Raw genomic sequence first — 22,457 nt, forward strand, 5'->3', positions numbered from 1 at the left:
CATGAGCACCACGATGCCCACCCCGACCGACGCGCGCCTGCGGCGCGGCTCGCCCGCACCGGCCCTGCCGATGAGCACCTGGGCCGCCTACCTGCTGGTGGGCGTCGGTGCGCTGCTGATGCTGGCGCCCTTCTACTTCATGTTCGTGTTCGCCACCCATTCGCGCACGGAGATCTTCAACCTGCCGGCGCCGATGTGGTTTGGCAACGACCTGCTGCACAACCTCGAGCTGCTGACAAAGAAGCTGCCCTTCTGGCGCAACCTGGGCCTGAGCATTTATGTGGGCGTGTGCAACACGGCCCTGACGCTGCTGTTCTGCTCCATGGGCGGCTACGCCTTCGCGATGTACGAGTTCCGCTTCAAGAAGGCCCTGTTCGGCCTGGTGATGGGCACCATGCTGCTGCCCAGCTTCATGAACATGATCCCCAGCTTCATGATCATGGACCTGCTGGGCTGGATCGACCAGCCACGCGCCCTCTACATCCCCGGCGCCGCCAGCGCCTTCGGCATCTTCCTGATGCGGCAGTTCATCGTCGCCTCCGTGCCGCGTGAACTGGTGGAGGCCGCCCGCATCGACGGCTGCGGGGAACTGGGCATCTACGCCCGCATCGTGCTGCCGCTGCTCAAGCCGGCGCTGGGCACGCTGGGCCTCATCACCTTCATCTCCTCCTGGAACAACTTCATCGGGCCGCTGGTGGTGATGCGGTCGCCCGACATGTACACCCTGCCCCTGGCCCTGCGCAGCCTGCAGAGTCCGGTGGACACCGAATGGGGCGCGATGATGGCCGGTTCCGCCATCGCCACGCTGCCGCTGATCGTGCTCTTTGTCCTGTGCTCACGGCAGCTCATCTCGGGCCTGACCGTCGGCGCAGTGAAGTGAGCCTCCTTTCATGAACCTGCACGCACCGATGACGACCTTCAACGTCAGTGCCGTGGCGCAAGCCCCGGCCGCCGCTTCCCCTTCCACCGACATCGCCCAGACCGGCCCGACCGCGCATCAAGCGCATCCAGCGCATCCCGCGGCCCCGCAGGGCAGCCAGTCGCCGACGCCCACCCCGGGTGGCCTGCCGACCGCTGCCGCACGCCACTTCCCGGCCGACTTCGTCTTCGGCGTGGCCACCAGTGCCTTCCAGATCGAAGGCGCGGCGGACCGCGACGGCAAGGGGCCATCCATCTGGGACACCTTCTGCCGCCAGCCCGGTGCCATTGCCGACCACAGCAACGGCGACATTGCCTGTGAACACTACGACCGCTGGGAAGCTGACCTGGATCTGATCCAGAGCCTGGGCGCCCGCGCCTACCGCTTCTCGATCTCCTGGCCGCGGGTGCGCGCCACCGGCGACGGCCCCTGGAACGAGGCGGGCCTGGCCTTTTATGAAAAGCTGGTGGACGGCATCCGCGCCCGCGGCATGAAGGCCTACGTCACGCTCAACCACTGGGACCTGCCGCAGGCGCTGCAGGACCAGGGCGGCTGGGGCGCGCGCGCCACGGTGGACCGCTTCGTGGAGTATGCCGAGGCCATCGGGCGCCGCATCGGCCACAAGGTGGCCTCCATCGCCACCCACAACGAACCGTGGGTGGTGGCCCAGCTCGGCCATGAAAGCGGCATTTTTGCGCCAGGCCTCAAGGACCGGCGCCTGGCGGCCCAGGTGTCGCACCACCTGCTGCTGAGCCATGGGCGTGCCATCCGCCGCCTGCGTGCGCTGAACCTGCCGGCGACGCTGGGCATCGTGCTCAACCTCTCGCCCATCTACCCGGCCACCGACACGCCGCAGGACCATGCCAAGGCCCGCCTGGAAGACGGCAAGCTGCGCCGCTGGTACATGGACCCGCTGTTCAAGGGCCACTATCCGCAGGACGTGCTGGACGATCTTGGCGACGACGCCCCCCAGATCGCAGACGGCGACCTGGCCGACATCCAGCAGCCCATCGACTTCGTGGGCGTCAACTACTACTCCCGCGGCATGGCCAGCGCGGACAACAGTTTCGACGCCAAGCGCAGCGGCCTGCCGCTGACCGACATGGGCTGGGAGGTCTATCCGCAAGGCCTGACCGATCTGCTGGTGGGCCTGCATCGCGACTACCCGGAAGCCAAGCGCCTGTACGTGACCGAGAACGGCGGCGCCTTCCCCGACGCTCTGGGCCCCGACGGCCAGGTGCACGATGCCGACCGCACCAGCTACCTGGACAGCCACATCGCCGCCGTGGGCGACGCCATCGCGCAAGGCGTGCCGATGGGCGGCTACATGGTCTGGAGCCTGCTGGACAACTTCGAATGGGCCTCCGGCTACGAGAAGCGCTTCGGCATCGTGCATGTCGACTACGCCACCCAGGTGCGCACACCCAAGGACAGCGCCCTGGCCTTCCGCGACTTCCTGCGCGGCCTGCCGCCGCACGGCCGCCCTCTTTGACGACAGGCACGGAGACCTCATGGGACAAGTCACATTGCGCAGCCTGCGCAAACGCTACGGCGATCACGAAGTCATCCAGGGCATCGATCTGGAAGTGCGGGACGGTGAATTCATAGTGTTCGTCGGGCCTTCGGGCTGCGGCAAGAGCACCACGCTGCGCATGATCGCGGGCCTGGAGGAGATCGACAGCGGTGAACTGCTGATCGACGGCGTGCGTGCCAACGAGCAGCGCCCTGCCGACCGCGGCGCAGCGATGGTGTTCCAGAGTTATGCGCTGTATCCGCACATGACGGTGGCGGAGAACATGGGCTTTGCGCTGAAGATGGCCGGGGTGCGCCGCGCCGAGCGGGACGAGCAGGTACGCCGCACCGCCGAGGTGCTGCGCATCACCGACCTGCTCGACCGCACGCCGCGCCAGCTCTCCGGCGGCCAGCGCCAGCGGGTGGCCATTGGCCGAGCCATTGTGCGCAAGCCCAAGGTGTTCCTGTTCGACGAGCCGCTGTCCAATCTGGATGCGGCCCTGCGGGTGGACATGCGCATCGAGCTCACGCGCCTGCATCAGCAGCTGGGCACGACGATGATCTACGTGACCCACGACCAGGTCGAGGCCATGACCATGGGGGACCGCATCGCCGTGTTCCACCAGGGCCGCATCGAGCAGGTGGGCACGCCGATGGCGCTCTACCGGCAGCCGGCGAATGCCTTCGTCGCCGGATTCCTGGGTGCGCCCCGCATCAACATGGTCGAGCGCCCGCCCGCCAGCGCGGCAGGAGCTGCCCGGCAGTTGTGGGCCCTGCTCGGCGGCGCCGGATGGCCCGGTGCGGCGCGCCTGGGCATTCGCCCGGAACATCTGAGCGTGGTCCCGGCTCCCGCAGACGCGCCCATCGACGCGACGTCGGCACAGCCCCCCACCGTGCCCGCCACCGTGGTGCTGGCAGAACACCTGGGGGATGTGTCGCTGCTGCATCTGCAGGTGGACGGCGTGCAGGACCTGATCGCCGCCAAGCTGCCGATGGCCCGCGTACCCCTTCGCAACGGCGATGCGGTGCGCCTGGGCGTGCAGTCCCCGGAAACGCTGGCGTTCGATGCCCAGGCCCGCGCCCTGGCCTCACACAGTGCTGAAGCGGCTTTGCACCCCTAGGGGAAAGTCAGTAGCCGCCCAGGAGACGAAGCAGATAAATTTCCGATCGTTCTGAAAGCGCTTTCACGACTGGTCGTTGCAAGGTTGTAAAGAGCGCTTCATTTCGCCGATCCATCGGCTCCAGCCGTCGCGATCCGTAACGTGCCCCACTGGGACGGTTCATGGACGGGCTGAGACTAATAACAGGAGACAACAATGACATCCGCCCACCCTTCGCTTGCCCGTTTTTCGTCCGCGGCTCGCGGCGCCGCCGCGTCCGCTGACCGCGCCTCCCCGGCGCACCAGGCCCTGCAGGTCCGCCCGGTCGCCGTGGCCTGCGCCCTGCTCTTCGTGGCCGCGGCCGCGCATGCGCAGGCCCAGCAGGCCCCTCAGACTCCGGTCGCACCGGCCGGTGCCGCCTCCGCTGCAAAAACGGACGCGCAGCTCGACACCGTCGTCGTCACCGGCATCCGCCAGTCGCTGGACACCTCGCTGAACCTCAAGCGGCAGCAGCGCGGCGTGGTGGACGGCATCGTGGCCGAAGACATCGGCAAGTTCCCGGACACCAACCTGGCCGAGTCGATGCAGCGCATCTCCGGCGTGTCCATCGACCGCTCGATGGGCGAAGGCTCCCGCGTCACCGTGCGAGGCGTCGGCCCCGACTTCAACCTGGTGCTGCTCAATGGCCGCCAGATGCCGGCCTCGTCGATCGCCGACACCCAGGCCTCCAATTCACGCGCCTTCGACTTTGCCAACCTGGCGTCGGAATCGGTGTCGGCCCTGGAGGTCTACAAGACCAGCCGCGCCAGCAGCCCGACGGGCGGCATCGGCGCCACCATCAACATCAAGACCGCCCGTCCGCTCGACACCAAGCGTACCGTGGCCAGCATCGGCCTGAAGGCGGTGCATGACGAAGGCAACTCCCGCCTGCCCGACACCATCAAGGGCAGCAGCATCACGCCCGAGGTCTCCGGCATCTACAGCACCACCTTCGGAGACGGCCGCTTCGGCCTGGCCGTCTCCGGCAGCTTCCAGCGCCGCGATGCGGGCTACAACAGTGCCGGCGTGCCCGGCGGCTGGCTGCCGATCAAGGGCGACGAGTCGCTTTACGGCGCCATCCCCCTGCCCGGCCAGCCGGGCGCCGACCGCATCACCAACCGGCCGGGACCCACGGACGTCTACTCCGTCCCGCAGAACGTCAACTACAACATGAACGGCGTGCGCCGCGAGCGCACCAATGGTCAGGTCACCTTCCAGTTCGCCCCCACTCGCGACCTGACCACCACGGTGGACTACACCGCCTCGCAGAACAAGCTGCACACCCGCCGCAACGACATGTCGGCCTGGTTCAGCTTCGGCCCGTCCAGCAGTTCATGGACCAACGGCCCGGTCGCGGCCCCGCTCACCTACACCGAGCTGATCACCGCCGGCAACGCCGACCTGGCCATGGCCGGCGGCGACTTCGCCACCAAGAACACCAACAAGTCGCTGGGCTTCAACGTGGACTGGAAGGCGTCGAACAAGCTGCGCTTTGAATTCGACGCCCACCATTCCACGGCCGAATCCGGCGCGGACGGCCCTTGGGGCACCAACAACGTCATCGGAACGGCCAGCTTCAACCGCGGCATCACCTCGGTGGACTTCAGCCAGGACCTGCCGGTGCTGATCATGCCCACCACGCAGCGGGATGCCTCGCTGCAGCAGGTCACCGGCTCCTCGTTCCGCAACAGCTACATGAAGAGCCAGGTGGACCAGCAGCAGGTGCGCGGCAGCTGGACGATCGACGAGGTGTCCAAGCTGGACTTCGGCCTGGGGCTGTCCAAGGTGCGCAACCGCTCGGCCTACTCCTTCGTGCAACTGGACAACTGGGGCGGCACCGCGAACGGCTGGCTGAACTATCCGGATGAAGTCTGGATCCCGCAGGACCTGCGCAACTTCTTCGGCAAGATCAATGGCGGCGGCGATCCGCGCCTGTTCACGCAGTTCTTCACTTTCGACTTCGGCAAGATCCGGCAGCTGGCGTCCGACTCCTGGGGCGATCCGTCCAAATATCTGGCCACCGACAACTTCTCCACCGACCGCCGCACCACCGAGAAGTCCACCAGCCTGTATGGCGAGTACACCCGCGAGTGGGAACTGGGCGTGCCCATGAGCGCCACGCTGGGCATGCGGTATGAGCGCACCAAGGTCGATTCCACCGCGCTGGTGCCGATTGCCACCGGCATCAGCTGGGGCTCCAACAACGAGCTGACCGTCCTCAAGGGCGACCCGGGCTTCACCGCCCTGAGCGGCAAATACAGCTACTGGCTGCCCAGCATCGACTGGGAGGCCGACCTGACCGACAAGCTCAAGCTGCGCGCCAGCTACGGCACCAGCCTCGGACGCCCCGGCTGGGACGCCATCCAGGGCGGCCAGACGCTGGACAACCTGGCCCGCCTGAGCGGCGGCACCGGCTCGCAGGGCAACCCCAGCCTCAAGCCGCTCAAGTCCAAGAACATCGACTTCTCGCTGGAGTACTACTACGCCAAGTCCAGCTATGTGGCCGCCGGTGTCTTCCGCAAGAACATCAGCAACTACATCGGCTCGACCATCAACACCGCGTCGCCGTTCAATCTGCACACGCCGGTGGGGGGCAAGTACTTCACCGAGGCGGCCTCGACCGGCGGCTGCGGCGCGGACATCACCTGCATCCGCGACTACATCCTGAACCGCTACAACGGCCAGCCGGGCGTGACCAAGACGGGCGAGAGCAACGGCCATGCGCTGGGCACCATCACCGGCCAGCCGGACGACCCCGTCGCCACCTTCCAGATCACCACGCCAGCCAACACGCAGTCCAATAGCCTCAAGGGCTTTGAGCTGAACGTGCAGCATGCCTTCGGCAACTCCGGCTTCGGCGTGGCGGCCAACTACACCAAGGTCAAGTCGGGCTTGAAGTACGACAACATGAGCCTGACGCAGCAATACGCCCTGGTGGGCCTGAGCGACTCGGCCAACCTGGTGGGCTTCTACGAAGACAACAAGTTCAGCGTGCGGGTGGCCTACAACTGGCGGGACAAGTTCCTGGCCGCCGTCAACGATGGCAACCAGCTGGGCCGCTCCGCGCCGATCTACACCGAGCCCTATGCGCAGGTGGACGTCAGCGTGGGCTACAACTTCACCGACAAGCTCAGCATGCAGGCCGAAGTCATCAACCTGGGTGACGCCATCCTGCGCCAGCATGGTCGGACCGAAGAGGAAGTGTTCGCGGTCACCCAGACCGGGCGCCGGTATATGCTGGGTCTTCGCTACAAGTTCTGACCCGCCTGGTGGGTGCGCCCAAGTGCACGCAGGTGCACGCAGGTGCACTCAAGCGCACCCTAGCCCGGCCGCTCAGTCCGCCCTGCCCGTTCAGCCCATGCAGCCCATTCGAGAACTCAGCGGCCTGACCCCGGGCCAGTTGCCACCCGGCCTGACCGAGGCCGCGCAGCCGGTGGTGCTGCGCGGGCTGGTGTCGCACTGGCCGGTGGTGGCTCGGGCACGGCAGTCCGACGCCGCGTTGGCGGACTACCTGCAAAGCTGCTGGCGGGGGGCGCCCGTGGCCATCATGACGGGGCCGCCGGAGATCGAGGGCCGGATCTTCTACAACGACGATTTCACCGGCATGAATTTCGGCCGGGCGGACGCGCCGCTGCCGGCCCTGCTTCAGGAGCTGCTGCGCTGCCGGACGATGGAGCGGCCGCCTTGTTATTACGTCGGCTCCACCACGCTGGAAGAGTGCCTACCCGGTTTCCCGGCGCACAACACCCTGGACCTGCAGGCCCTGGCCGCGCCGGGAGACGCCGCCCCGCAGGCGCTGGCCAGCGTATGGCTGGGCAACCGCAGTCGCATCGCGCCGCATTACGACCTGCCGGACAACCTCGCCTGCGTGGCCGCGGGTCGGCGGCGCTTCACGCTGTTTCCGCCGGAACAACTGCCCAATCTGTATGTCGGCCCGATCGACTTCACGCCGGCCGGACAACCGGTCAGCCTGGTGGACCTGCGGCAGCCGGACTTCGAGCGTTTTCCGCGGTTTGCGCAGGCGCTGGCCCATGCCCAGGTGGCCGAGCTCGAAGCCGGTGATGCGATCTACATTCCCAGCATGTGGTGGCATCAGGTGGAGGCGCTGGAAGCCTTCAACCTGCTCATCAACTATTGGTGGCGACAGTCCCCGGCCCACATGGACCCGCCGGTGCTGACGCTGATGATGGCGCTGCTGTCCCTGCGGGACCTGCCGGAACCGCAGCGCCGCGCCTGGCAGGGCATTTTTGACCACTATGTGTTCAATGCCGGGCCCGAGACGGCCGCGCACATTCCCGAAGCCGCCCGGCATGCGCTGGCCCCGCTGACGCCGCAAGGCGCGGCGAACCTGCGCAGCCACCTGATGCATCGCCTGCAGCAGCGTTGACGGCTCAGGGCGGGCGCGGCTCCCCTCAAGCGCCCCACTCGAAGCTGGCGATGCTGCGCGGCGGCAGTTGCACCACCGTCGCCTGGTCATCGATCCTCAGCAGGAACTGCGGCGACCGCTCCGTGCGGTTCAGCACCACCACCGCCACCCGTCCGTCTTCGTTGACGGCGGCGGTGCAGGCCAGGTCCTGGCTGCTGGCCGAGCACAGCACCCGCTGCGCCCCCGGACGGATGAAGCGGCTCACATGCCCCAGGTAGTCGTAGGACGCCTGCAGCTCCACCCGACCCTGCGCACGGTCCGCCAGCATCGGCGCACTGCAGAAGTTGCCCACGTGGTTGGGGCCACCGGTCTCGTCCAGCAGCAGGTTCCAGTCGATCCAGCCGACGGTCCAGTGATTGAGGTCGCTGAGCAGGCTGGTGGCGTAGCGCTCGGCCGGCGCCCATTCGCCGCGGTGCGGCCCGCCCTCCTGGCAGCCTTCGGTGAAGAGCAACTGCTTGTCCGGATAGGCGTCATGCAGCAGCCCCACATGGTCGAAATGGTCCTCCACATACCAGTGGAAACCACAGCCCCAGACATACCGGGCGGCCTCGGGGTCGCTGTAGACCACATCGGCCCGCTGCACCATCTGGTCGCGGTTGTGGTCCCAGATGACGATGCGGATATGGCCCAGCCCCGCCGCTTGCAAGGCCGGACCCAGGTGGTCACGAACAAAGTCCCGCTCCTGCTCGGCGGTGTAGGTGCAGGAATCCCAGCGCTGGGTGGCGTCCGGCTCGTTCTGCACCGACACGCCCCAGATGGGCACGCCTTCCGCCTCATAGGCCTGGATGAAGCGCACAAAGCATTGCGCCCAGGTGGCGGCGTACTGCGGCAGCAGCGTGCCTCCATTGTTCATCTGGCCATTGCTCTTCATCCAGGCCGGCGGACTCCACGGCGACATCAACAGCTTCATCGGACGCCCCGCGACGGCCATGGCCGCCTTGATCATCGGCAGCAAGGCCTCGCGGTCCCGGTCGATGTTGAAGTGGGCCAGGGTCACATCTCCGGCCACGGACGCATGCGCATAGTTGCCCAGCGAGAAGTCGCAGCTGTTCATGTGCACCCGGTTGAAGGTGTAGCCATGGCCCTCGCGGGGATCGAAATACCCGCGCAGCACCGCGTCTTGCTCGGCAGGCGGCAGCCGCTGCCACGTGACCGCGGCCGCTTCGGTGAACGCGCCGCCAAATCCTTCGATGCGCTGGAAGCGGCGCTGCGAGTTCACCACCAGTCGGGGCATGCGGGCCGTGTCGGCATCCGCCAGCAGCGTCGCCACCGGCCACAGGGTCAGCGGCGGCTGCGCCTGCAAGCGCGTGCTGCTGGCCAGCGTGTCGCCCTTGGCGGTCAGGGTCCAGAAAAGCGGCGCGCCTGCGCCAGTGGGTGTCTCCGTCATGTGCGTTGCCTCTTGGGGTTTTTGCGCAGCGCTTGAAAGCGCTTTCACGAAAAACAGCATAGGGCTGGCTGACTGACGAGGTCAACCCTGGACAACACGCAGGCGCCTCTCCACAAAACCACACAACGCGCTCAGTGTGGCAACGGCAGTGCGATCAGCGAATCCGCGCGCTGCTGGCAATCCGCGTGCCCGACCCAAGCGCTTCGAAGGAGAACCCGCACGATTTTTTTGGCGGCGTCACCGGCTCTGGCGTCGTGCGGCTGGGGCGACGCCTCCAATCCATGAATCCGGATGCGGAGTGCCAGTCTTTGTCTCCATAATGCAGCCAAGACGGCGCCGCGGGCTCATCAGGATCCCTGCGGCGCATGTCCTTTGGCGTCTCCATGCGCCCTCTCCGTCCACACTGAATCAATGACTTCGAACGACGCCGACCTGCTGCCCCGCCTTCGCCACAGCACAGGACCGCTGCACGACCGCATCGAAGCGCTGCTCCAGCTGGAAGCGCCGATGCCGTTGGCGCGCTACGGCCGCATCCTCCGCGGCTTCCACGAATTTCTCCAACTCTGGGAACAGCGCGTCCGGTTCGCGCTGCCCGCCGACCTGCGGCCCTGGTTCGACGAGCGCCGCCGTGCCGCACTGGCGCTGCAGGACCTTCAGGACCTGAGCATCCCGGAAGCGCCTGACCTGCGTCAGTCCGCACGCGATGCGCAAGCGCTGATCCGCATGGACAGCCCGGCCGTGGCGATCGGTGCGCTGTACGTCATCGAGGGCAGCGCGCTGGGCGGCCAGGTGCTCGTGCCGCAGCTGATGCGCCATCTGGGTCTGCGCCCGGACCACGGCGCCCGCTACTTCCACGGATTCGGCGATCGCACCGGCGCCCTGTGGCGCGAGTTCCGCCAGTTGGCACAGCAGCAGGTCGGGCCGTCCGAGCCAGCCATCGCGGACGCCCTACGCGGCGCGGCGCAGACCTTCGAGGCCCTGCTGCAGACCTTCGCCGTGCTGGAGGCCCGCCCCTTGCCCTCGTCCACGCAGGACGCCGATTCCCGTGCGTCCCAAGCCCTGGTCTGACCGCCATGCCGACCCAGTTGACCCAAGACCAGCTGGCGCAGTGCGCCAACGAGCCGATCCGCATTCCCGGCGCCATCCAGCCGCACGGTTGGCTGGCCGCCGTGACGCTGCGCACCGGCGAGTTGCTGGCCTACAGCCAGAACTGGGAGTCGCTGCTTCAGCGTGACCCCTCGGACCTGCCCAGCCTGGTGGAAGACACCCTGCGCGAGGCCATCGACGGCCGGCATGCCCTGGTGGACGGAGAAGGCCCGATCTCGTGCGGCGTGGTGCAGATCCAGGACCGCCGGCTGCATGTCTCCGGCCACCGGATGGGCGATCTGGCCTACTTCGAGGTGGAGGCCGACACCGCCGATGCAGGCACCCGGGCCCCGATCTACAGCCTGGCCCGGCATCTCGTGCCCCGGATGCAGGTCACCGATTCGGTGGAACAGATCTGCCGCATCGTGGTCCAGGAGATGAAGCGGCTGACCGGCTTTGGCCGCTGCCTCATCTACCGCTTCAACCCCGACGGCCATGGCCAGGTGCTGGCCGAAGCGGCCGACCGCGGCTATGACAGCTACGCCGGGCACCGCTTCCCGGCGTCCGACATTCCGGCGCAGGCGCGGGAGCTCTACCGCATCAACCATATCCGCCTGATCGCCGACGCCAACTACGAGCCGGTGCCCGTGCGCTTTGTCGATGGCCGCGATCCCACGACGCTCGATCTGTCCCAGGCGGCACTGCGCAGCGTCTCGCCGGTGCATCTGGAATACATGCGCAACATGGGCACGCTGGCGTCGATGTCGGTGTCCATCGTGGTCCGCGGGGAGCTGTGGGGCCTGGTGTCCTGCCATGACCGCCTGCCGCAGCGCTTGTCGTGGCAGACCCGCATGGCCTGCGAGCATCTGGGCCAGTTGCTGTCGCTGCAGATCGAAGCCAAGGAAGAAAACGAGCGGGTCACCGAACAGCTGCGCCTGCGGCAGCTCACCCTCGCCATCGTGGCCCACCTGGCCGACAGCGACGCCACGCTGCAACTGCTGATGCAGGAGCCGGGCCCGCTGCTGCGCCTGGGCCGGGCCACCGGTGCGGCGGTCATCCTCAACGAGTCGGCCTGGTCGGTCGGGGAAGCGCCTTCCCCGGCAGCCTTGGTGGAGCTGGGCCAGTGGTTGTCTTCGCGCATCGACGAGGTGGTGCATTCCGACCGGCTGGCCACGGATGCACCGCATCTGGCCGAGTCGCTGGGCGGCATTGCGGGCCTGCTGGCCATTTCCATCTCCAAGCTGCACCGGCACTACATCGTCTGGTTCCGGCCGGAGATCGTGCAGACCATCGTCTGGGCCGGGGACCCGCGCAAGGAAATGCATATCGGCCCGGATGACCGCCTGCATCCACGCCGCAGCTTCAACAGCTGGCAGGAGCAGGTGCGCGGCCGGGCCCTGGCCTGGGGATCGGGCGAGATCCATGCGGTGCAGGAACTGCGCCAGGCGCTGATCGGCATCGTGCTGCGGCGCGCTGAGGAACTGGCCGAGGTGGCCATGGAGCTGGGCCGCGTCAACAAGGAGCTGGAGGCGTTTTCGTACACCGTCTCGCATGACCTGCGTGCGCCGATGCGGCACATTTCCGGCTTTGTCGACCTGGTGCTGGAGATGGACGGCAGCGGCCTGACCGACCGGTCGCGCCGCTACCTGGCGCATGTGAAGGAAGCGTCCGCCCATGCCGGCCATCTGGTGGATGCGCTGCTGGACTTTTCCCGCATGGGCCGTGCGGCCCTCAAGCCGGTGTCGGTCAACACCGCGCATCTGGTGGACGACCTGATCGCCGAACAAACCACGCTGGCCAAGGACCGCGCCATCGAATGGGACATCGAGCGGCCCCTGCCCCGTCTCTGGGCCGACCCGGTGCTCATCCAGGTGGCGCTGCGCAACCTGATCGGCAATGCGGTGAAGTACACACGCCCTCGCAATCCGGCGCGCATCAGCATTACCGCCCTCAAGACGGCGGACGGCATCGGCCTGTCGGTGCGGGACAACGGCGTGGGCTTCCAGATGAAGTACGTCGGCAAGCTCTTCGGCGTGTTCCAGCGGCTGCATCAGACCGACAGCTTCGAAGGCACCGGCATTGGCCTGGCCAGCGTGCGCCGCATCGTCGAGCGCCATGGCGGCCAGGTGGAAGCCTGGGGCCAGCCGGATCAAGGCGCCCGCTTCAGTTTCATATTGCCCAATCGCGACTATGCGGCTGTGATCGCATCCGCCCCGTCAGGCACGACAATTGCTCCGGTCGCATTCCCCGAGCTCTCGCCGCCCGGCAGCGGCGCTCCCCAAACCCCTTCGACCCTTCCCTCTGCTGATTGACATGCTCAAGCCCATCCTCCTTGTAGAAGACGACGCCCGCGACCTCGAGTTGACGCTGGTGGCGCTTGAACGCAGCCAACTGGCCAATGAGGTGGTCGTGGTGCGGGATGGTGCGGAAGCGTTGGACTATCTCAATCGCGAAGGCATTCATGCCGACCGGCCGGAGGGCAATCCCGCAGTGATTCTGCTGGACCTGAAGCTGCCCAAGGTCAACGGTCTGGAAGTGCTCAAGTCGGTGCGGGCCACCGAGCCGCTCAAGAGCATCCCGGTGGTGATGCTGACGTCGTCGCAGACCGAATCGGACGTGGTGCAGAGCTATTCGCTGGGCGTGAATGCGTATGTGGTCAAGCCGGTCGAGTTCAAGCAGTTCGTGGCCGCCATTGCCGACCTGGGCGTGTTCTGGGCCGTGCTGAATGAACCGCCTCCCGGTTCGCTGCGAGCCAGCCGCCGTTATGAGTGACGCCGCGGCCGTCGCTGCAGCTGCCGCAGCCGCTCCGGAATTGAGCCCTCCGCTGGAAATCCTGCTGCTGGAAGACTCGGCCTTCGACGCCGAGCTGCTGCAGGCCTCTCTGGAAACCACCCATCCCAGCGCCCGCGTGACCTGGGTGAAGGACGAAGCCAGCCTGCTGGGCGCGCTGGAGACGCAGCGCTTTGACCTGATCATCTCGGACTACCAGTTGCCCGGCTATACCGGCAGCGACGCCCTGACCCTGGCCATGGCCAAGGCGCCGGGCACGCCCTTCATCTTCGTCTCCGGCGTGATTGGCGAGGAAAACACGGTGGAGCTGCTCAAGCGCGGCGCCACCGACTACGTCATGAAGGGCCGCCTGGCCCGCCTGCCCGTGGCCATCGACCGCGCCTTGCGCGAGGTGCGGCAACGGGAAGCGCAGCGCATTGTGGAAGCGCAATTGCGGGAAGCGGATGCGCTATATGCCCGCGTGGTGGATTCGCTGCAGGAATATGCGGTGATCCTGCTGGACACCGAAGGCCGCATCCGCGACTGGAACCGCGCCGCCACCACCATCTTCGGCCATCCGCTGGAAGCCATCCGCGGCATGTCGGCGGAGATCCTGCTGACGCCGGAGGACCGCGCCGCCAAGGTGCTGGAGAACGAGCTGGCGCAGGCCCTGACCCAGGGGTCCATCCGCGACGACCGCTGGCTGATGCGCCGCGACGGCACGCGGCTGCGGGCGGAAGGCACCATCACCCCCATCTACGCGAGCACCGGCGAACCGTCGGGCTTCTCCAAGATCCTGCGCGACGTGACCCTGGCGTTCGAAGCCCGCGAAGCGCTGCGTGAGGCCAAGGAAGAGGCCGAGCGCACCAGCGAGCTCAAGGAGCAGTTCCTGGCGGTGCTGTCGCATGAACTGCGCTCGCCGCTGAGCGCCATCACCGGCTGGGCCGACATCCTCACGAATTTCTCGGACGCCCATCCGCTGCTGGGCAAGGCCGCGGCGGTGATCCGGCGCAATGCCCAGCTGCAGGCCCGGATGATCAACGACCTGCTGGACATGAGCGCCGTGGTGGCCGGCAAGCTGGTGCTGCAGACGGCGCCGGTGAACCTGGCCGCGCTGGCGGACGAAGCGGTGCTGGCCGCCCTGCATGAGGCGCAGGCCAAGGGCGTGGCCTTGCAATGCCGCACGGCCGGTCCGGTCTGGGTGAACGGGGATGCGCACCGGCTCTCCCAGGTCCTGACCAACCTCATCAGCAATGCCATCAAGTTCACCGACGGCGGCGGCTCGGTCGAGGTGGAAGTCCGCAAGGAAGAAGGCCAGGCGCTGCTGCGGGTGAAGGACACCGGCCGGGGCATCTCGCCGCAATTCCTGCCTTACGTGTTCGACCGCCTTCGCCAGGAGGACGGCTCCTTCACCCGCAAGGCCGGGGGACTGGGCCTGGGGCTGGCGATTGCGCGTGCCATTGCCGAGCTGCACCAGGGCCGCATCCGCGCGGCAAGCCCGGGCCACGGCCAGGGATCGACCTTCGAGCTGAGCCTGCCAGTGGTGGTCGGCCAGCCGCAGGTGCGCCCGCCCACCACCGAGCCGATGGCGCTGTCCGAAGACGCGCTCAGCGGCGTGCGGGTGCTGCTGGTGGACGACGAGGAGGATGCGCGGGAAGTCGGCCAGGTCGCCTTGAGCCGCATGGGCGCGAAGGTTACGGTGGCCTGCAGCGCCCAGGAAGCGCTGGAGATGATCCAGGCCCAGCAGTTCGACCTGCTGGTGTCCGACATCGGCATGCCGGAGATGGACGGACGGTCGCTGATCCGCGCGGTGCGCCGCCTGCCCAACCGCAGTGCCAAGGAGTTGCCCGCCGTGGCGCTGACCGCCTTTGCGATGGTGTCCGACCGCCAGGAAGGACTGGCCGCCGGCTTCCAGGGCTATGTGGCCAAGCCGATCGAGATGGGGCGGCTGACCCGCGCCATCCGCGAGGTGCTGGACGGCAAGGAACGGGTGCCCGAGGCCAACGACTGACGCAGGCCTGGCAACCCCCCTCACGGCGCAAGCCGCGAGGGGGCGCTGGCGTCAAAACCGCTGCTTCTGCATGAATTCGTCGAAGCCCGATTCGGCGAAGCGGAACCAGAGGTTCTGGTCCTTGCGGAAAGCCGCGTAGTCCTCGTAGACCTTCTTCCAGTTGGGATTCTTGGCGGACAGCTCGCTGTACAGCGCCATGGATTCCTTGAAGGCCAGGTTCATCACGTCCGTGGGGAAGCGCATCAGCTTCACCTTGGCTGCGGCCAGTTCCTTGAGCGCGGCCGGATTGACCACGTCGTACTTGGCCTGCATGTTCACATGGGTGTGGGCCGAGGCGGCCTCGATGATGGCCTTGTACTCCGGCGAGAGGCTCTCATAGGCCTTGGTGTTGATGAAGAAGTCCACCTGCGGGCCGCCTTCCCACCAGCCGGGGTAGTAGTAGTACTGCGCGACCTTGTAGAAGCCCAGCTTCAGGTCGTCATAGGGGCCCACCCACTCGGCGGCGTCGATGGTGCCTTTTTCCAGCGCGGAATAGAGCTCGCCGCCCGGCAGGTTCTGCGGCACACCGCCCATGCGCTCGATGACACGGCCGGCAAAGCCGCCAATGCGGAACTTCAGCCCCTTCATGTCCGCGATCGACTTGATTTCCTTGCGATACCAGCCCGCCATCTGCGCGCCGGTATTGCCGCCGGGGAAGTTGATGATGTTGTAGTTGCGGTAGAACTCCCGCATGAGCTTGAGGCCGTTGCCCTGGTAGGTCCAGGCGGTCATCTGGCGGGAATTCAGCCCGAACGGAATCGACGCGCCGATGGCGAAGGTCTCGTCCTTGCCAAAGAAGTAATAGGCCGCTGTATGGGCCATCTCCACCGTGGCCTTTTGCACCCCGTCCACCACCTCGAAGGCGGGCATCAGCTCACCGGGCGCATGCACGCTGATCTGGAACTTGCCGCCGCTGAGTTCCCCGACTTTCCTGGCAAAGGACTCACCGGCGCCAAAGAGGGTGTCGAGCTGCTTGGGAAAGCTGGAGGCCAGGCGCCAGCGCACGTTGGCCTGCGCATGAACAATCGCCGGGGCCGTGCCCGCGGCCAGCACGCCAGCCATGCCGGCACCCTTGACGAAGGAACGTCGTTCCATGGGGGAAGTCTCCTGGGTTGTTATGCCCTGGAGGTTCCCCCACGGGAGGGCGGTTCGTCAATCGAGGGCTGCCCGGGGCTGGCCCCGGGGGATGCATCAGGAGCCGGCCAGCTTCATGTTCTCGATGAGGATGGACCCCACCGACTTGCTGCCCAGGTTGTAGGTGTCGGCGCCGATGCCCACGATCTGCTGGAACATCTCCCGCAGGTTGCCGGCAATCGTCACCTCATTCACCGGGAAGGCGATCACGCCGTTTTCCACCCAGTAGCCGCTGGCGCCGCGTGAATAGTCCCCGGTGACGTAGTTGACGCCCTGCCCCATCAGCTCGGTGACGAACAGACCGGTGCCCAGGCGACGCAGCATGGTGGGCAGGTCGTCGCCGGGGGCGGTGCAGCGGCTGCGCATGGTCAGGTTGTGCGAACCGCCGGCATGACCGGTGGTGCGCAGTCCCAGCTTGCGGGCCGAGTAGGTGGAGAGGAAGTAGCCCTTGAGCGTGCCGCCCTCCACCACCGTGCGCGGACGGGTGATGACGCCTTCGTCGTCGAACGGGGCGCTGCCCTTGCCCTTGGGAATGTGCGGGTCCTCAACCACGTCGATGTGGGAAGCCAGCACCGGCTTGTCCAGGCTGTCCAGCAGGAAGGTGGCGCGGCGGTAGAGTGCGCCGCCGCTGGTGGCCTGCACCAGTGCGCCCAGCAGGCCCGCCGCCACCGGCGACTCGAACAGCACCGGCACATTGGCCGTCTTGACCTTGCGGCCCTTCAGGCGGGCCAGGGCCCGCTCCGCCGCATAACGGCCGATGGATTCGGGGCTGGAGAGCTCGGCGGCATCCCGCATGGAGCTGTACCAGGCGTCCCGCTCCATGCCGGCGCCACGACCGGCGATGGGCGCCACCGACAGCGAATGGCGCGAGCTGGCGTAGCCGCCGCGGAAGCCCCGGCTGTTGCCGGTGAAGAAATGCGACTGCTGCGCGGAGACGGCAGCGCCCTCGGAATTGGTGATGCGCGGGTCCACGTCCAGCGCGGCACGCTCGCAGCGCAGCGCCAGCTCGGCGGCCGCTTCGGCGGTGATGTCCCAGGGATGGAACAGGTCCAGGGCCGGGCGGCTGGCTTCGTCCAGGGACAGCTCGTCGTCGGCCGGCAGGCCGGCGAACTCATCCTCGGCGGTGAAGCGGGCAATGTCGAAGGCGGCGCGGACCGTGTCCTTCAGGGCCTTGGGCGAGAAGTCGGAGGTGCTGGCATTGCCGCGGCGCTGTCCGAGGTAGACGGAAATGCCCAGGGACTTGTCGCGGTTGCGCTCCACATTCTCCAGATCGCCCCGGCGGACCGACACGGACAACCCGCAACCTTCGGACACTTCGGCGCCGGCATCCGACGCACCCAGCTGCTTCGCTTCGGCGAGGACGTCCTCGATCAGTTGGCGAAACTGGTCCTGGCTGTAGGCAAATCCTTGTTGGGCTTGACTCATGAGATCTCGAATCTGGTGCAAAGAACTATCATACGGGCCCTGCGCCTGTCCCGACCGGCCCCACCCCATTGCCTCATGTACGACGATTACGAAGATCCCGACGACGAACGCCCCAGCAAGAGCCAGCTCAAGCGGGACATGGCCGCCCTGCAGGCGCTGGGGGTGGAACTGCTCTCCCTGCCCGAGAAGCGCGTCGCCGCATTGAACCTGTCTGAAGCCCTGATGGACGCACTGGCCGAAGCCCGGCGCATCAAGGGCGCCCATGAGGGCAAGCGGCGCCAGCTGCAGCTCATCGGGAAACTGATGCGGCATGTCGACCCGGCGCCCATCCGCGAAGCCGTCGCGGAATTCAAGCTGGGCCGCGCCCAGGACAGCCTGCAACTGCATCAGGCCGAACGCTGGCGTGTGCGACTGGTGGAAGAAGACACCGCCCTGCAGGACTACATCGACACCTTCCCGGACACCGATGTGCAGCAGCTGCGCAGCCTCATCCGTGCGGCCCGCAAGGACCGCGCGCAGGCGCCCGAGCAGCGCAACGGCCGCGCCTGGCGGGAGCTGTTCCAGATGATCAAGTCGCAGGTGCTGGCGCAGGCCAGGGCCGACGGCACCGCCGGCGACGACGCAGATGTCTCCGACGACGACCACGACAACCATGACGACAGCGACCGCGATGACTGACCCGCGTCCGGTCGAGCCGGTGCGCATTGGCATCGTCTCCATCAGCGACCGCGCCTCCACCGGCGTGTATGCCGACCAGGGTGTCCCCGCCCTGCAGGACTGGCTGAGCCGCGCCCTGATCAATCCGCTGCACTTCGAGCCGCGACTGATTCCGGATGAGCGCGAGACCATCGCCCGGACCCTGCGCGAGCTGGTGGACGACGCCCGCTGCGACCTGGTGCTCACCACCGGGGGCACCGGTCCGGCGCCGCGCGACGTCACGCCCGAGGCCACACTGGACGTGGCCGATCGGGAAATGCCCGGCTTTGGCGAGCAGATGCGCCAGATCTCGCTGCATTTCGTGCCGACGGCCATCCTGTCCCGCCAGGTGGCGGTGATCCGGGGCCGCTCGCTCATCATCAATCTGCCTGGCCAGCCCAAGGCCATTGCTGAAACGCTGGGCGGCCATCCGGCCGCCAAGGGTATCTTTGCCGCCGTGCCCTACTGCATCGACCTCATCGGCGGCCCCTATCTGGAAACGCGGGACGAGGTCTGCGCCGCTTTCCGACCCAAATCGGCCCAGCGCCCGGCGCGCCAGGGCTGATCATCGAGATCCCAATCCATGAAAATCACCAAGGACACCATCGCCACCGTCGACATCAAGGTGGCCGACAAGCTCGGCCGCGTGATCGAGAAGACCGACGAGCCGATGGCACTGCTGATCGGTGGCTACGGCAACACCCTGCCGGCCATTGAAGCCGCGCTGGAAGGCCAGGAAACCGGCTTCCAGACGACGCTGCAACTGACGCCGGAAAACGGCTTCGGCGAGCGTGATGAGAGCCTGGCCCTCACCATCCCGAAAAAGGACTTCCCGCCTGGCGTGAAGGTGGGCGGCCAGCTGGAAGTGCGGGCCGGTGAAGGCGCCGAGTTCCGCGTGTTCACCGTGGCCAAGATCAAGGGCGACACCGTGCATCTGGATGGCAACCATCCGCTGGCTGGTCAGCATCTGCAGGTGAGCCTGAAGGTGCGTGAGGTGCGGGCCGCGACGCAGGAAGAGATCGAGCACCGCCATGCGCACGGCGCGCATGGTCATCATCACTGAGACCTGCGAGGTCTGAGTGCGACAAGGGCGCCCTGCGGGGCGCCCTTTTTCTACTTCACCAGTCGCTCCAGCTCGCCCGCATCAAAGCGTTCATCCTGCTGCGCACCGGCCGGCACGCAGTCCTTGCGCTGCGCCTCCGACAGCGTGGTGATCGCCTGCCAGAGCAGTGCGATCTGATGCTCGTGGGAAGACGCGTTGTCGATCAGCCCCTTCATGGCCTGCGCCATCGGATCATCCCCCTGGCTGACCCCATAGGCGGAGAAGCCCATGCGGGCGGCTGCCTCTTCGCGGCGTGCATCGGCCTTGGCTTCGATGATGCGGGCCGGGTTGCCGACGGCGGTGGCGCCGGCCGGCACCGGCTTGGTCACCACGGCACCGGAGCCGACCCGTGCGCCCTCGCCCACGGTGAAACCGCCCAGCACGCAGGCATTGGCGCCGACGATCACTCCCCGCTCCAGCGTGGGATGCCGCTTGGCGCCCTTCACCAGCGACGTGCCGCCCAGGGTCACGCCCTGGTAGATGGTGACTTCGTCGCCGATCTCGGCCATCTCACCGATCACCACGCCCATGCCGTGGTCGATGAACACCCGCCGGCCGATGGTGGCGCCCGGGTGGATCTCGATGCCCGTTAGGAAACGCGCCACATGTGAGGTGAACCGGCCCAGCCAGCGGAAACCGCGGGTCCAGCAGGCATGCGCGAAGCGGTGCAGGACGATCGCATGCAAACCCGGATAACAGGTCAGCACCTCCCAGGCCGAGCGGGCGGCGGGGTCGCGTTCGAGGATGCAGGCAATGTCTTCGCGAAGACGTTGGAACATGGCGGTGGCAGGCGAAAGGGGGCAAGCAGTGTAGCCAACCAGGGCCCTTACTGCTCAGGCCGATCGCATTGCTTGTCGATGGCCCGGGCAATACCCCGCAGGATGTGGACCTCCTCCTGCGTCAGCGCCGCCCGGTTGAACAACTGGTTCAGCCGCGGCATCAGCTTCTTGGGCGCGGCCGGGTCCAGATAGCCCAGCTTGATCAAACTGCCCTCCAGATGCCGCAGCAGCCCCTGCACCGCTTGGGCATCGGCCAGCTGCGGGTCAGTGGTGCGGGCCTGCACGTCGTAGCCGCCCAGCGCCTGCCGCCAGTCGTAGGCCAGCAGTTGCACCGCCTGGGCCAGGTTCAGCGAACCGTAGACCGGATGGGTGGGAATGGAGAGCACCGCATGGGCGCGGTAGACGTCTTCATTGCTCATGCCGTAGCGCTCCGAGCCGAAGACCAGCGCGACGCGGTGCGCCTGGCCCTGCGGCGCAGCGGCCAGTTCCTGGAACAGGTCGCGAGGCGTGCGCGTGGGCGGGCCGAAGTCGCGCGGGGTCATGGCGGTGGCGCAGACGAAGGTGCACCCGTCCAGCGCGTCTTCCAGCCGGTCCACGATGCGGGCACGGGCCAGGATGTCGGCGGCGCCGCTGGCCATGGCGACGGTCTCTTCCTGGCTCAGCACATCCGCAAAACGCGGGCGCACCAGCACCAGGTCCTTGAAACCCATCACCTTCATGGCGCGGGCGGTCGCGCCCACGTTGCCCGGGTGGCTGGTTTCGATCAGCACAAAGCGGGTGGGATCTGCCGCGGGATTCGTGGCGTTTTCGGCGCTGTCAGTGAGGTGGGGCGGCTGCGACATAGGGGAAACCACGAACTCTGTGCCAAAATGGCGGATTATCCGCGGCGGCTATGCCTGCGGAACGCTTTTGCGACGCTCTTTCTTCCCCGTCAGTCCACCTCCAAAGTTCAGGAATCGTCACGCATGACGCAAGCCGCTCTTCATCCCATGCTCAACGTCGCCATCAAGGCGGCCCGTGCTGCAGGCGCCATCATCAACCGCGCCTCCATGGATCTGGACATCCTGAAGATCAACACCAAGTCGCCCAACGACTTCGTGACCGAGGTGGACCAGGCTGCCGAGGCAGCCATCATCGACATCCTGCTCCAGGCCTATCCGGAGCACGGCATCCTGGCCGAAGAATCCGGCCGCGCCCACGGCGCCCGCCATTCCGAATATCAGTGGATCATCGACCCGCTGGACGGCACCACCAACTTCATCCACGGCTTCCCGGTGTACTGCGTGTCCATCGCCCTGGCCCACCGCAATGTGGTGCAGCAGGCGGTGGTGTATGACCCCACCCGCAACGACCTGTTCTACGCCACCAAGGGCCGCGGCGCTTTCCTGAACGACCGCCGCCTGCGCGTGTCGCGCCGCACCCGCATGAGCGATGCATTGATCGGCACCGGCTTCCCCTTCCGCCGTGGCGACAACTTCAAGCGCTACATGAAGATGTTCGAAGAGATCATGACCCAGTGCGCCGGCGTGCGTCGCCCGGGTGCCGCGGCGCTGGACCTGTGCTACGTGGCTGCCGGCTACTACGACGCCTTCTTTGAGACGGGCCTGAACCCCTGGGACGTGGCCGCGGGGTCGCTGATCGTGACCGAGGCAGGCGGCCTGGTGGGCAACTTCACCGGCGAGCCGGACTTCCTCTTCCAGCGCGAGATCATTGCGGGCAGCCCCAAGATCTACGGCCAGGTGGTGCAGACGCTGGCGCCCTACTCCCGCGTGATCACGGCGGACGACCTGGAAGCCGACGCGCAGGCGGCGCAGCATCCGGACGGCGTCAAGCCCAAGGCCAAGACCGCCAAGGCGGCTGACGGCACCGACGCGGCGCCTAAGAAGCGCGGCCCGGTGCGCATCAAGAAGGCCGAGTCGAGCGAAGACTCCGAGCCGCTGGTGTAAGCCTGCCGGGCTTTCGCGCCCGACCGACCAGAAGCCCTCCAGAAGCCCTCCGAGTGAGGGCTTTTTTGCGTGGGTGCCGCCCCTTGG

General features: G+C 67.1%; 18 protein-coding genes. 13 read left to right on the top strand and 5 right to left on the bottom strand.

All coding sequences use genetic code 11. The features are described 5' to 3' along the window. Position 1 precedes the first annotated feature (1 nt). The 5 genes from DES44_RS13675 to DES44_RS13695 all read left to right on the top strand — a co-directional run bounded on the left by DES44_RS13675 (position 2) and on the right by DES44_RS13695 (position 7,957). Positions 2 to 880, top strand: coding sequence for a carbohydrate ABC transporter permease (locus tag DES44_RS13675; protein ID WP_232309781.1), 879 nt, complete (start codon positions 2 to 4; stop codon positions 878 to 880). A gap of 10 nt (positions 881 to 890) precedes the next feature. Next, a complete protein-coding gene (locus DES44_RS13680; protein ID WP_232309782.1) occupies positions 891 to 2,411 on the top strand; it encodes a GH1 family beta-glucosidase in 1,521 nt (506 codons plus the stop codon). Between the two features lie 19 nt (positions 2,412 to 2,430). Beyond that, the gene (locus DES44_RS13685) at positions 2,431 to 3,552 is read left to right on the top strand and encodes an ABC transporter ATP-binding protein (protein WP_058935422.1); all 1,122 of its coding nucleotides are present in this window, start codon (positions 2,431 to 2,433) and stop codon (positions 3,550 to 3,552) included. 195 nt (positions 3,553 to 3,747) lie between these two features. Beyond that, complete coding sequence (locus DES44_RS13690) at positions 3,748 to 6,831, top strand: TonB-dependent receptor (RefSeq protein ID WP_083525639.1); 3,084 nt, start codon at positions 3,748 to 3,750, stop codon at positions 6,829 to 6,831. Positions 6,832 to 6,928: 97 nt separating this feature from the next. Continuing rightward, the gene (locus tag DES44_RS13695; RefSeq protein WP_198164780.1) at positions 6,929 to 7,957 is read left to right on the top strand and encodes a cupin-like domain-containing protein; all 1,029 of its coding nucleotides are present in this window, start codon (positions 6,929 to 6,931) and stop codon (positions 7,955 to 7,957) included. Between the two features lie 25 nt (positions 7,958 to 7,982). Here DES44_RS13695 and DES44_RS13700 read toward each other — a convergent pair whose 3' ends face one another. Further along, positions 7,983 to 9,383, bottom strand: coding sequence for a glycoside hydrolase family 30 protein (locus tag DES44_RS13700; protein WP_232309783.1), 1,401 nt, complete (start codon positions 9,381 to 9,383; stop codon positions 7,983 to 7,985). Positions 9,384 to 9,794: 411 nt separating this feature from the next. Here DES44_RS13700 and DES44_RS13705 point away from each other — a divergent pair, with 411 nt between their 5' ends. The 4 genes from DES44_RS13705 to DES44_RS13720 are packed head-to-tail and all read left to right on the top strand — an operon-like array spanning position 9,795 to position 15,249. Next, positions 9,795 to 10,451 carry a biliverdin-producing heme oxygenase gene (locus tag DES44_RS13705; RefSeq protein WP_058935423.1) on the top strand — a complete coding sequence of 219 codons (657 nt, stop codon included), beginning with the start codon at positions 9,795 to 9,797 and terminating at the stop codon, positions 10,449 to 10,451. Between the two features lie 5 nt (positions 10,452 to 10,456). Continuing rightward, complete coding sequence (locus DES44_RS13710) at positions 10,457 to 12,781, top strand: ATP-binding protein (RefSeq protein WP_083525641.1); 2,325 nt, start codon at positions 10,457 to 10,459, stop codon at positions 12,779 to 12,781. 1 nt (position 12,782) lies between these two features. Continuing rightward, positions 12,783 to 13,241: a response regulator gene (locus DES44_RS13715; protein ID WP_058935424.1), complete on the top strand. Its 459-nt coding sequence runs from the start codon at positions 12,783 to 12,785 to the stop codon at positions 13,239 to 13,241. Further along, complete coding sequence (locus DES44_RS13720) at positions 13,234 to 15,249, top strand: hybrid sensor histidine kinase/response regulator (protein ID WP_058935425.1); 2,016 nt, start codon at positions 13,234 to 13,236, stop codon at positions 15,247 to 15,249. The genes DES44_RS13715 and DES44_RS13720 overlap by 8 nt, the downstream gene beginning before the upstream one ends. Before the next feature lie 51 nt (positions 15,250 to 15,300). Here DES44_RS13720 and DES44_RS13725 read toward each other — a convergent pair whose 3' ends face one another. Then, complete coding sequence (locus DES44_RS13725) at positions 15,301 to 16,383, bottom strand: TRAP transporter substrate-binding protein (RefSeq protein WP_058935426.1); 1,083 nt, start codon at positions 16,381 to 16,383, stop codon at positions 15,301 to 15,303. Positions 16,384 to 16,479: 96 nt separating this feature from the next. Next, positions 16,480 to 17,847, bottom strand: a complete 1,368-nt coding sequence (gene pmbA / locus DES44_RS13730) for a metalloprotease PmbA (protein ID WP_058935427.1) — start codon at positions 17,845 to 17,847, stop codon at positions 16,480 to 16,482. Between the two features lie 75 nt (positions 17,848 to 17,922). Here pmbA and yjgA point away from each other — a divergent pair, with 75 nt between their 5' ends. From yjgA to DES44_RS13745, 3 genes are read left to right on the top strand one after another with little or no spacing between them, the layout of a single operon-like run. Then, positions 17,923 to 18,525 (top strand): ribosome biogenesis factor YjgA, encoded by a 603-nt coding sequence (gene yjgA, locus DES44_RS13735; protein WP_083525643.1) that lies wholly within the window; start codon positions 17,923 to 17,925, stop codon positions 18,523 to 18,525. Further along, entirely contained in the window at positions 18,518 to 19,108 is a 591-nt protein-coding gene (gene mog / locus DES44_RS13740; protein WP_058935428.1) for a molybdopterin adenylyltransferase, read from the top strand. Before yjgA ends, mog begins: the two co-directional genes overlap by 8 nt. An 18-nt stretch (positions 19,109 to 19,126) precedes the next feature. Beyond that, positions 19,127 to 19,606, top strand: a complete 480-nt coding sequence (locus DES44_RS13745; RefSeq protein WP_058935429.1) for an FKBP-type peptidyl-prolyl cis-trans isomerase — start codon at positions 19,127 to 19,129, stop codon at positions 19,604 to 19,606. 50 nt (positions 19,607 to 19,656) lie between these two features. On the opposite strand, the gene cysE is transcribed toward DES44_RS13745, so the two are convergent. Next, positions 19,657 to 20,424: a serine O-acetyltransferase gene (cysE, locus tag DES44_RS13750; protein ID WP_058935430.1), complete on the bottom strand. Its 768-nt coding sequence runs from the start codon at positions 20,422 to 20,424 to the stop codon at positions 19,657 to 19,659. 47 nt (positions 20,425 to 20,471) lie between these two features. Then, positions 20,472 to 21,266, bottom strand: a complete 795-nt coding sequence (locus DES44_RS13755) for an RNA methyltransferase (RefSeq protein WP_083525644.1) — start codon at positions 21,264 to 21,266, stop codon at positions 20,472 to 20,474. A gap of 123 nt (positions 21,267 to 21,389) precedes the next feature. Between DES44_RS13755 and DES44_RS13760 the strand changes: the two genes are divergently transcribed. Continuing rightward, positions 21,390 to 22,370: an inositol monophosphatase family protein gene (locus DES44_RS13760; RefSeq protein ID WP_058935431.1), complete on the top strand. Its 981-nt coding sequence runs from the start codon at positions 21,390 to 21,392 to the stop codon at positions 22,368 to 22,370. The last annotated feature ends 87 nt before the right edge of the window (positions 22,371 to 22,457 follow it).

The sequence above is a fragment of the Roseateles depolymerans genome, assembly GCF_003387155.1.
GTDB classification, from domain to species: Bacteria; Pseudomonadota; Gammaproteobacteria; order Burkholderiales; family Burkholderiaceae_C; genus Roseateles; species Roseateles depolymerans.

Excerpts from the sequence above, each read along its gene's own strand:
- DES44_RS13700 (WP_232309783.1), bottom strand. The coding sequence starts at position 9,383 with ATGACGGAGACACCCACTGGCGCAGGCGCGCCGCTTTTCTGGACCCTG.
- cysE (WP_058935430.1), bottom strand. The coding sequence starts at position 20,424 with ATGTTCCAACGTCTTCGCGAAGACATTGCCTGCATCCTCGAACGCGAC.
- DES44_RS13675 (WP_232309781.1), top strand. The coding sequence starts at position 2 with ATGAGCACCACGATGCCCACCCCGACCGACGCGCGCCTGCGGCGCGGC.
- pmbA (WP_058935427.1), bottom strand. The coding sequence starts at position 17,847 with ATGAGTCAAGCCCAACAAGGATTTGCCTACAGCCAGGACCAGTTTCGC.
- DES44_RS13685 (WP_058935422.1), top strand. The coding sequence starts at position 2,431 with ATGGGACAAGTCACATTGCGCAGCCTGCGCAAACGCTACGGCGATCAC.
- DES44_RS13760 (WP_058935431.1), top strand. The coding sequence starts at position 21,390 with ATGACGCAAGCCGCTCTTCATCCCATGCTCAACGTCGCCATCAAGGCG.
- DES44_RS13715 (WP_058935424.1), top strand. The coding sequence starts at position 12,783 with ATGCTCAAGCCCATCCTCCTTGTAGAAGACGACGCCCGCGACCTCGAG.
- DES44_RS13680 (WP_232309782.1), top strand. The coding sequence starts at position 891 with ATGAACCTGCACGCACCGATGACGACCTTCAACGTCAGTGCCGTGGCG.
- DES44_RS13710 (WP_083525641.1), top strand. The coding sequence starts at position 10,457 with ATGCCGACCCAGTTGACCCAAGACCAGCTGGCGCAGTGCGCCAACGAG.
- DES44_RS13755 (WP_083525644.1), bottom strand. The coding sequence starts at position 21,266 with ATGTCGCAGCCGCCCCACCTCACTGACAGCGCCGAAAACGCCACGAAT.
- DES44_RS13695 (WP_198164780.1), top strand. The coding sequence starts at position 6,929 with ATGCAGCCCATTCGAGAACTCAGCGGCCTGACCCCGGGCCAGTTGCCA.
- DES44_RS13745 (WP_058935429.1), top strand. The coding sequence starts at position 19,127 with ATGAAAATCACCAAGGACACCATCGCCACCGTCGACATCAAGGTGGCC.
- mog (WP_058935428.1), top strand. The coding sequence starts at position 18,518 with ATGACTGACCCGCGTCCGGTCGAGCCGGTGCGCATTGGCATCGTCTCC.
- DES44_RS13725 (WP_058935426.1), bottom strand. The coding sequence starts at position 16,383 with ATGGAACGACGTTCCTTCGTCAAGGGTGCCGGCATGGCTGGCGTGCTG.
- DES44_RS13705 (WP_058935423.1), top strand. The coding sequence starts at position 9,795 with ATGACTTCGAACGACGCCGACCTGCTGCCCCGCCTTCGCCACAGCACA.
- yjgA (WP_083525643.1), top strand. The coding sequence starts at position 17,923 with ATGTACGACGATTACGAAGATCCCGACGACGAACGCCCCAGCAAGAGC.
- DES44_RS13720 (WP_058935425.1), top strand. The coding sequence starts at position 13,234 with ATGAGTGACGCCGCGGCCGTCGCTGCAGCTGCCGCAGCCGCTCCGGAA.
- DES44_RS13690 (WP_083525639.1), top strand. The coding sequence starts at position 3,748 with ATGACATCCGCCCACCCTTCGCTTGCCCGTTTTTCGTCCGCGGCTCGC.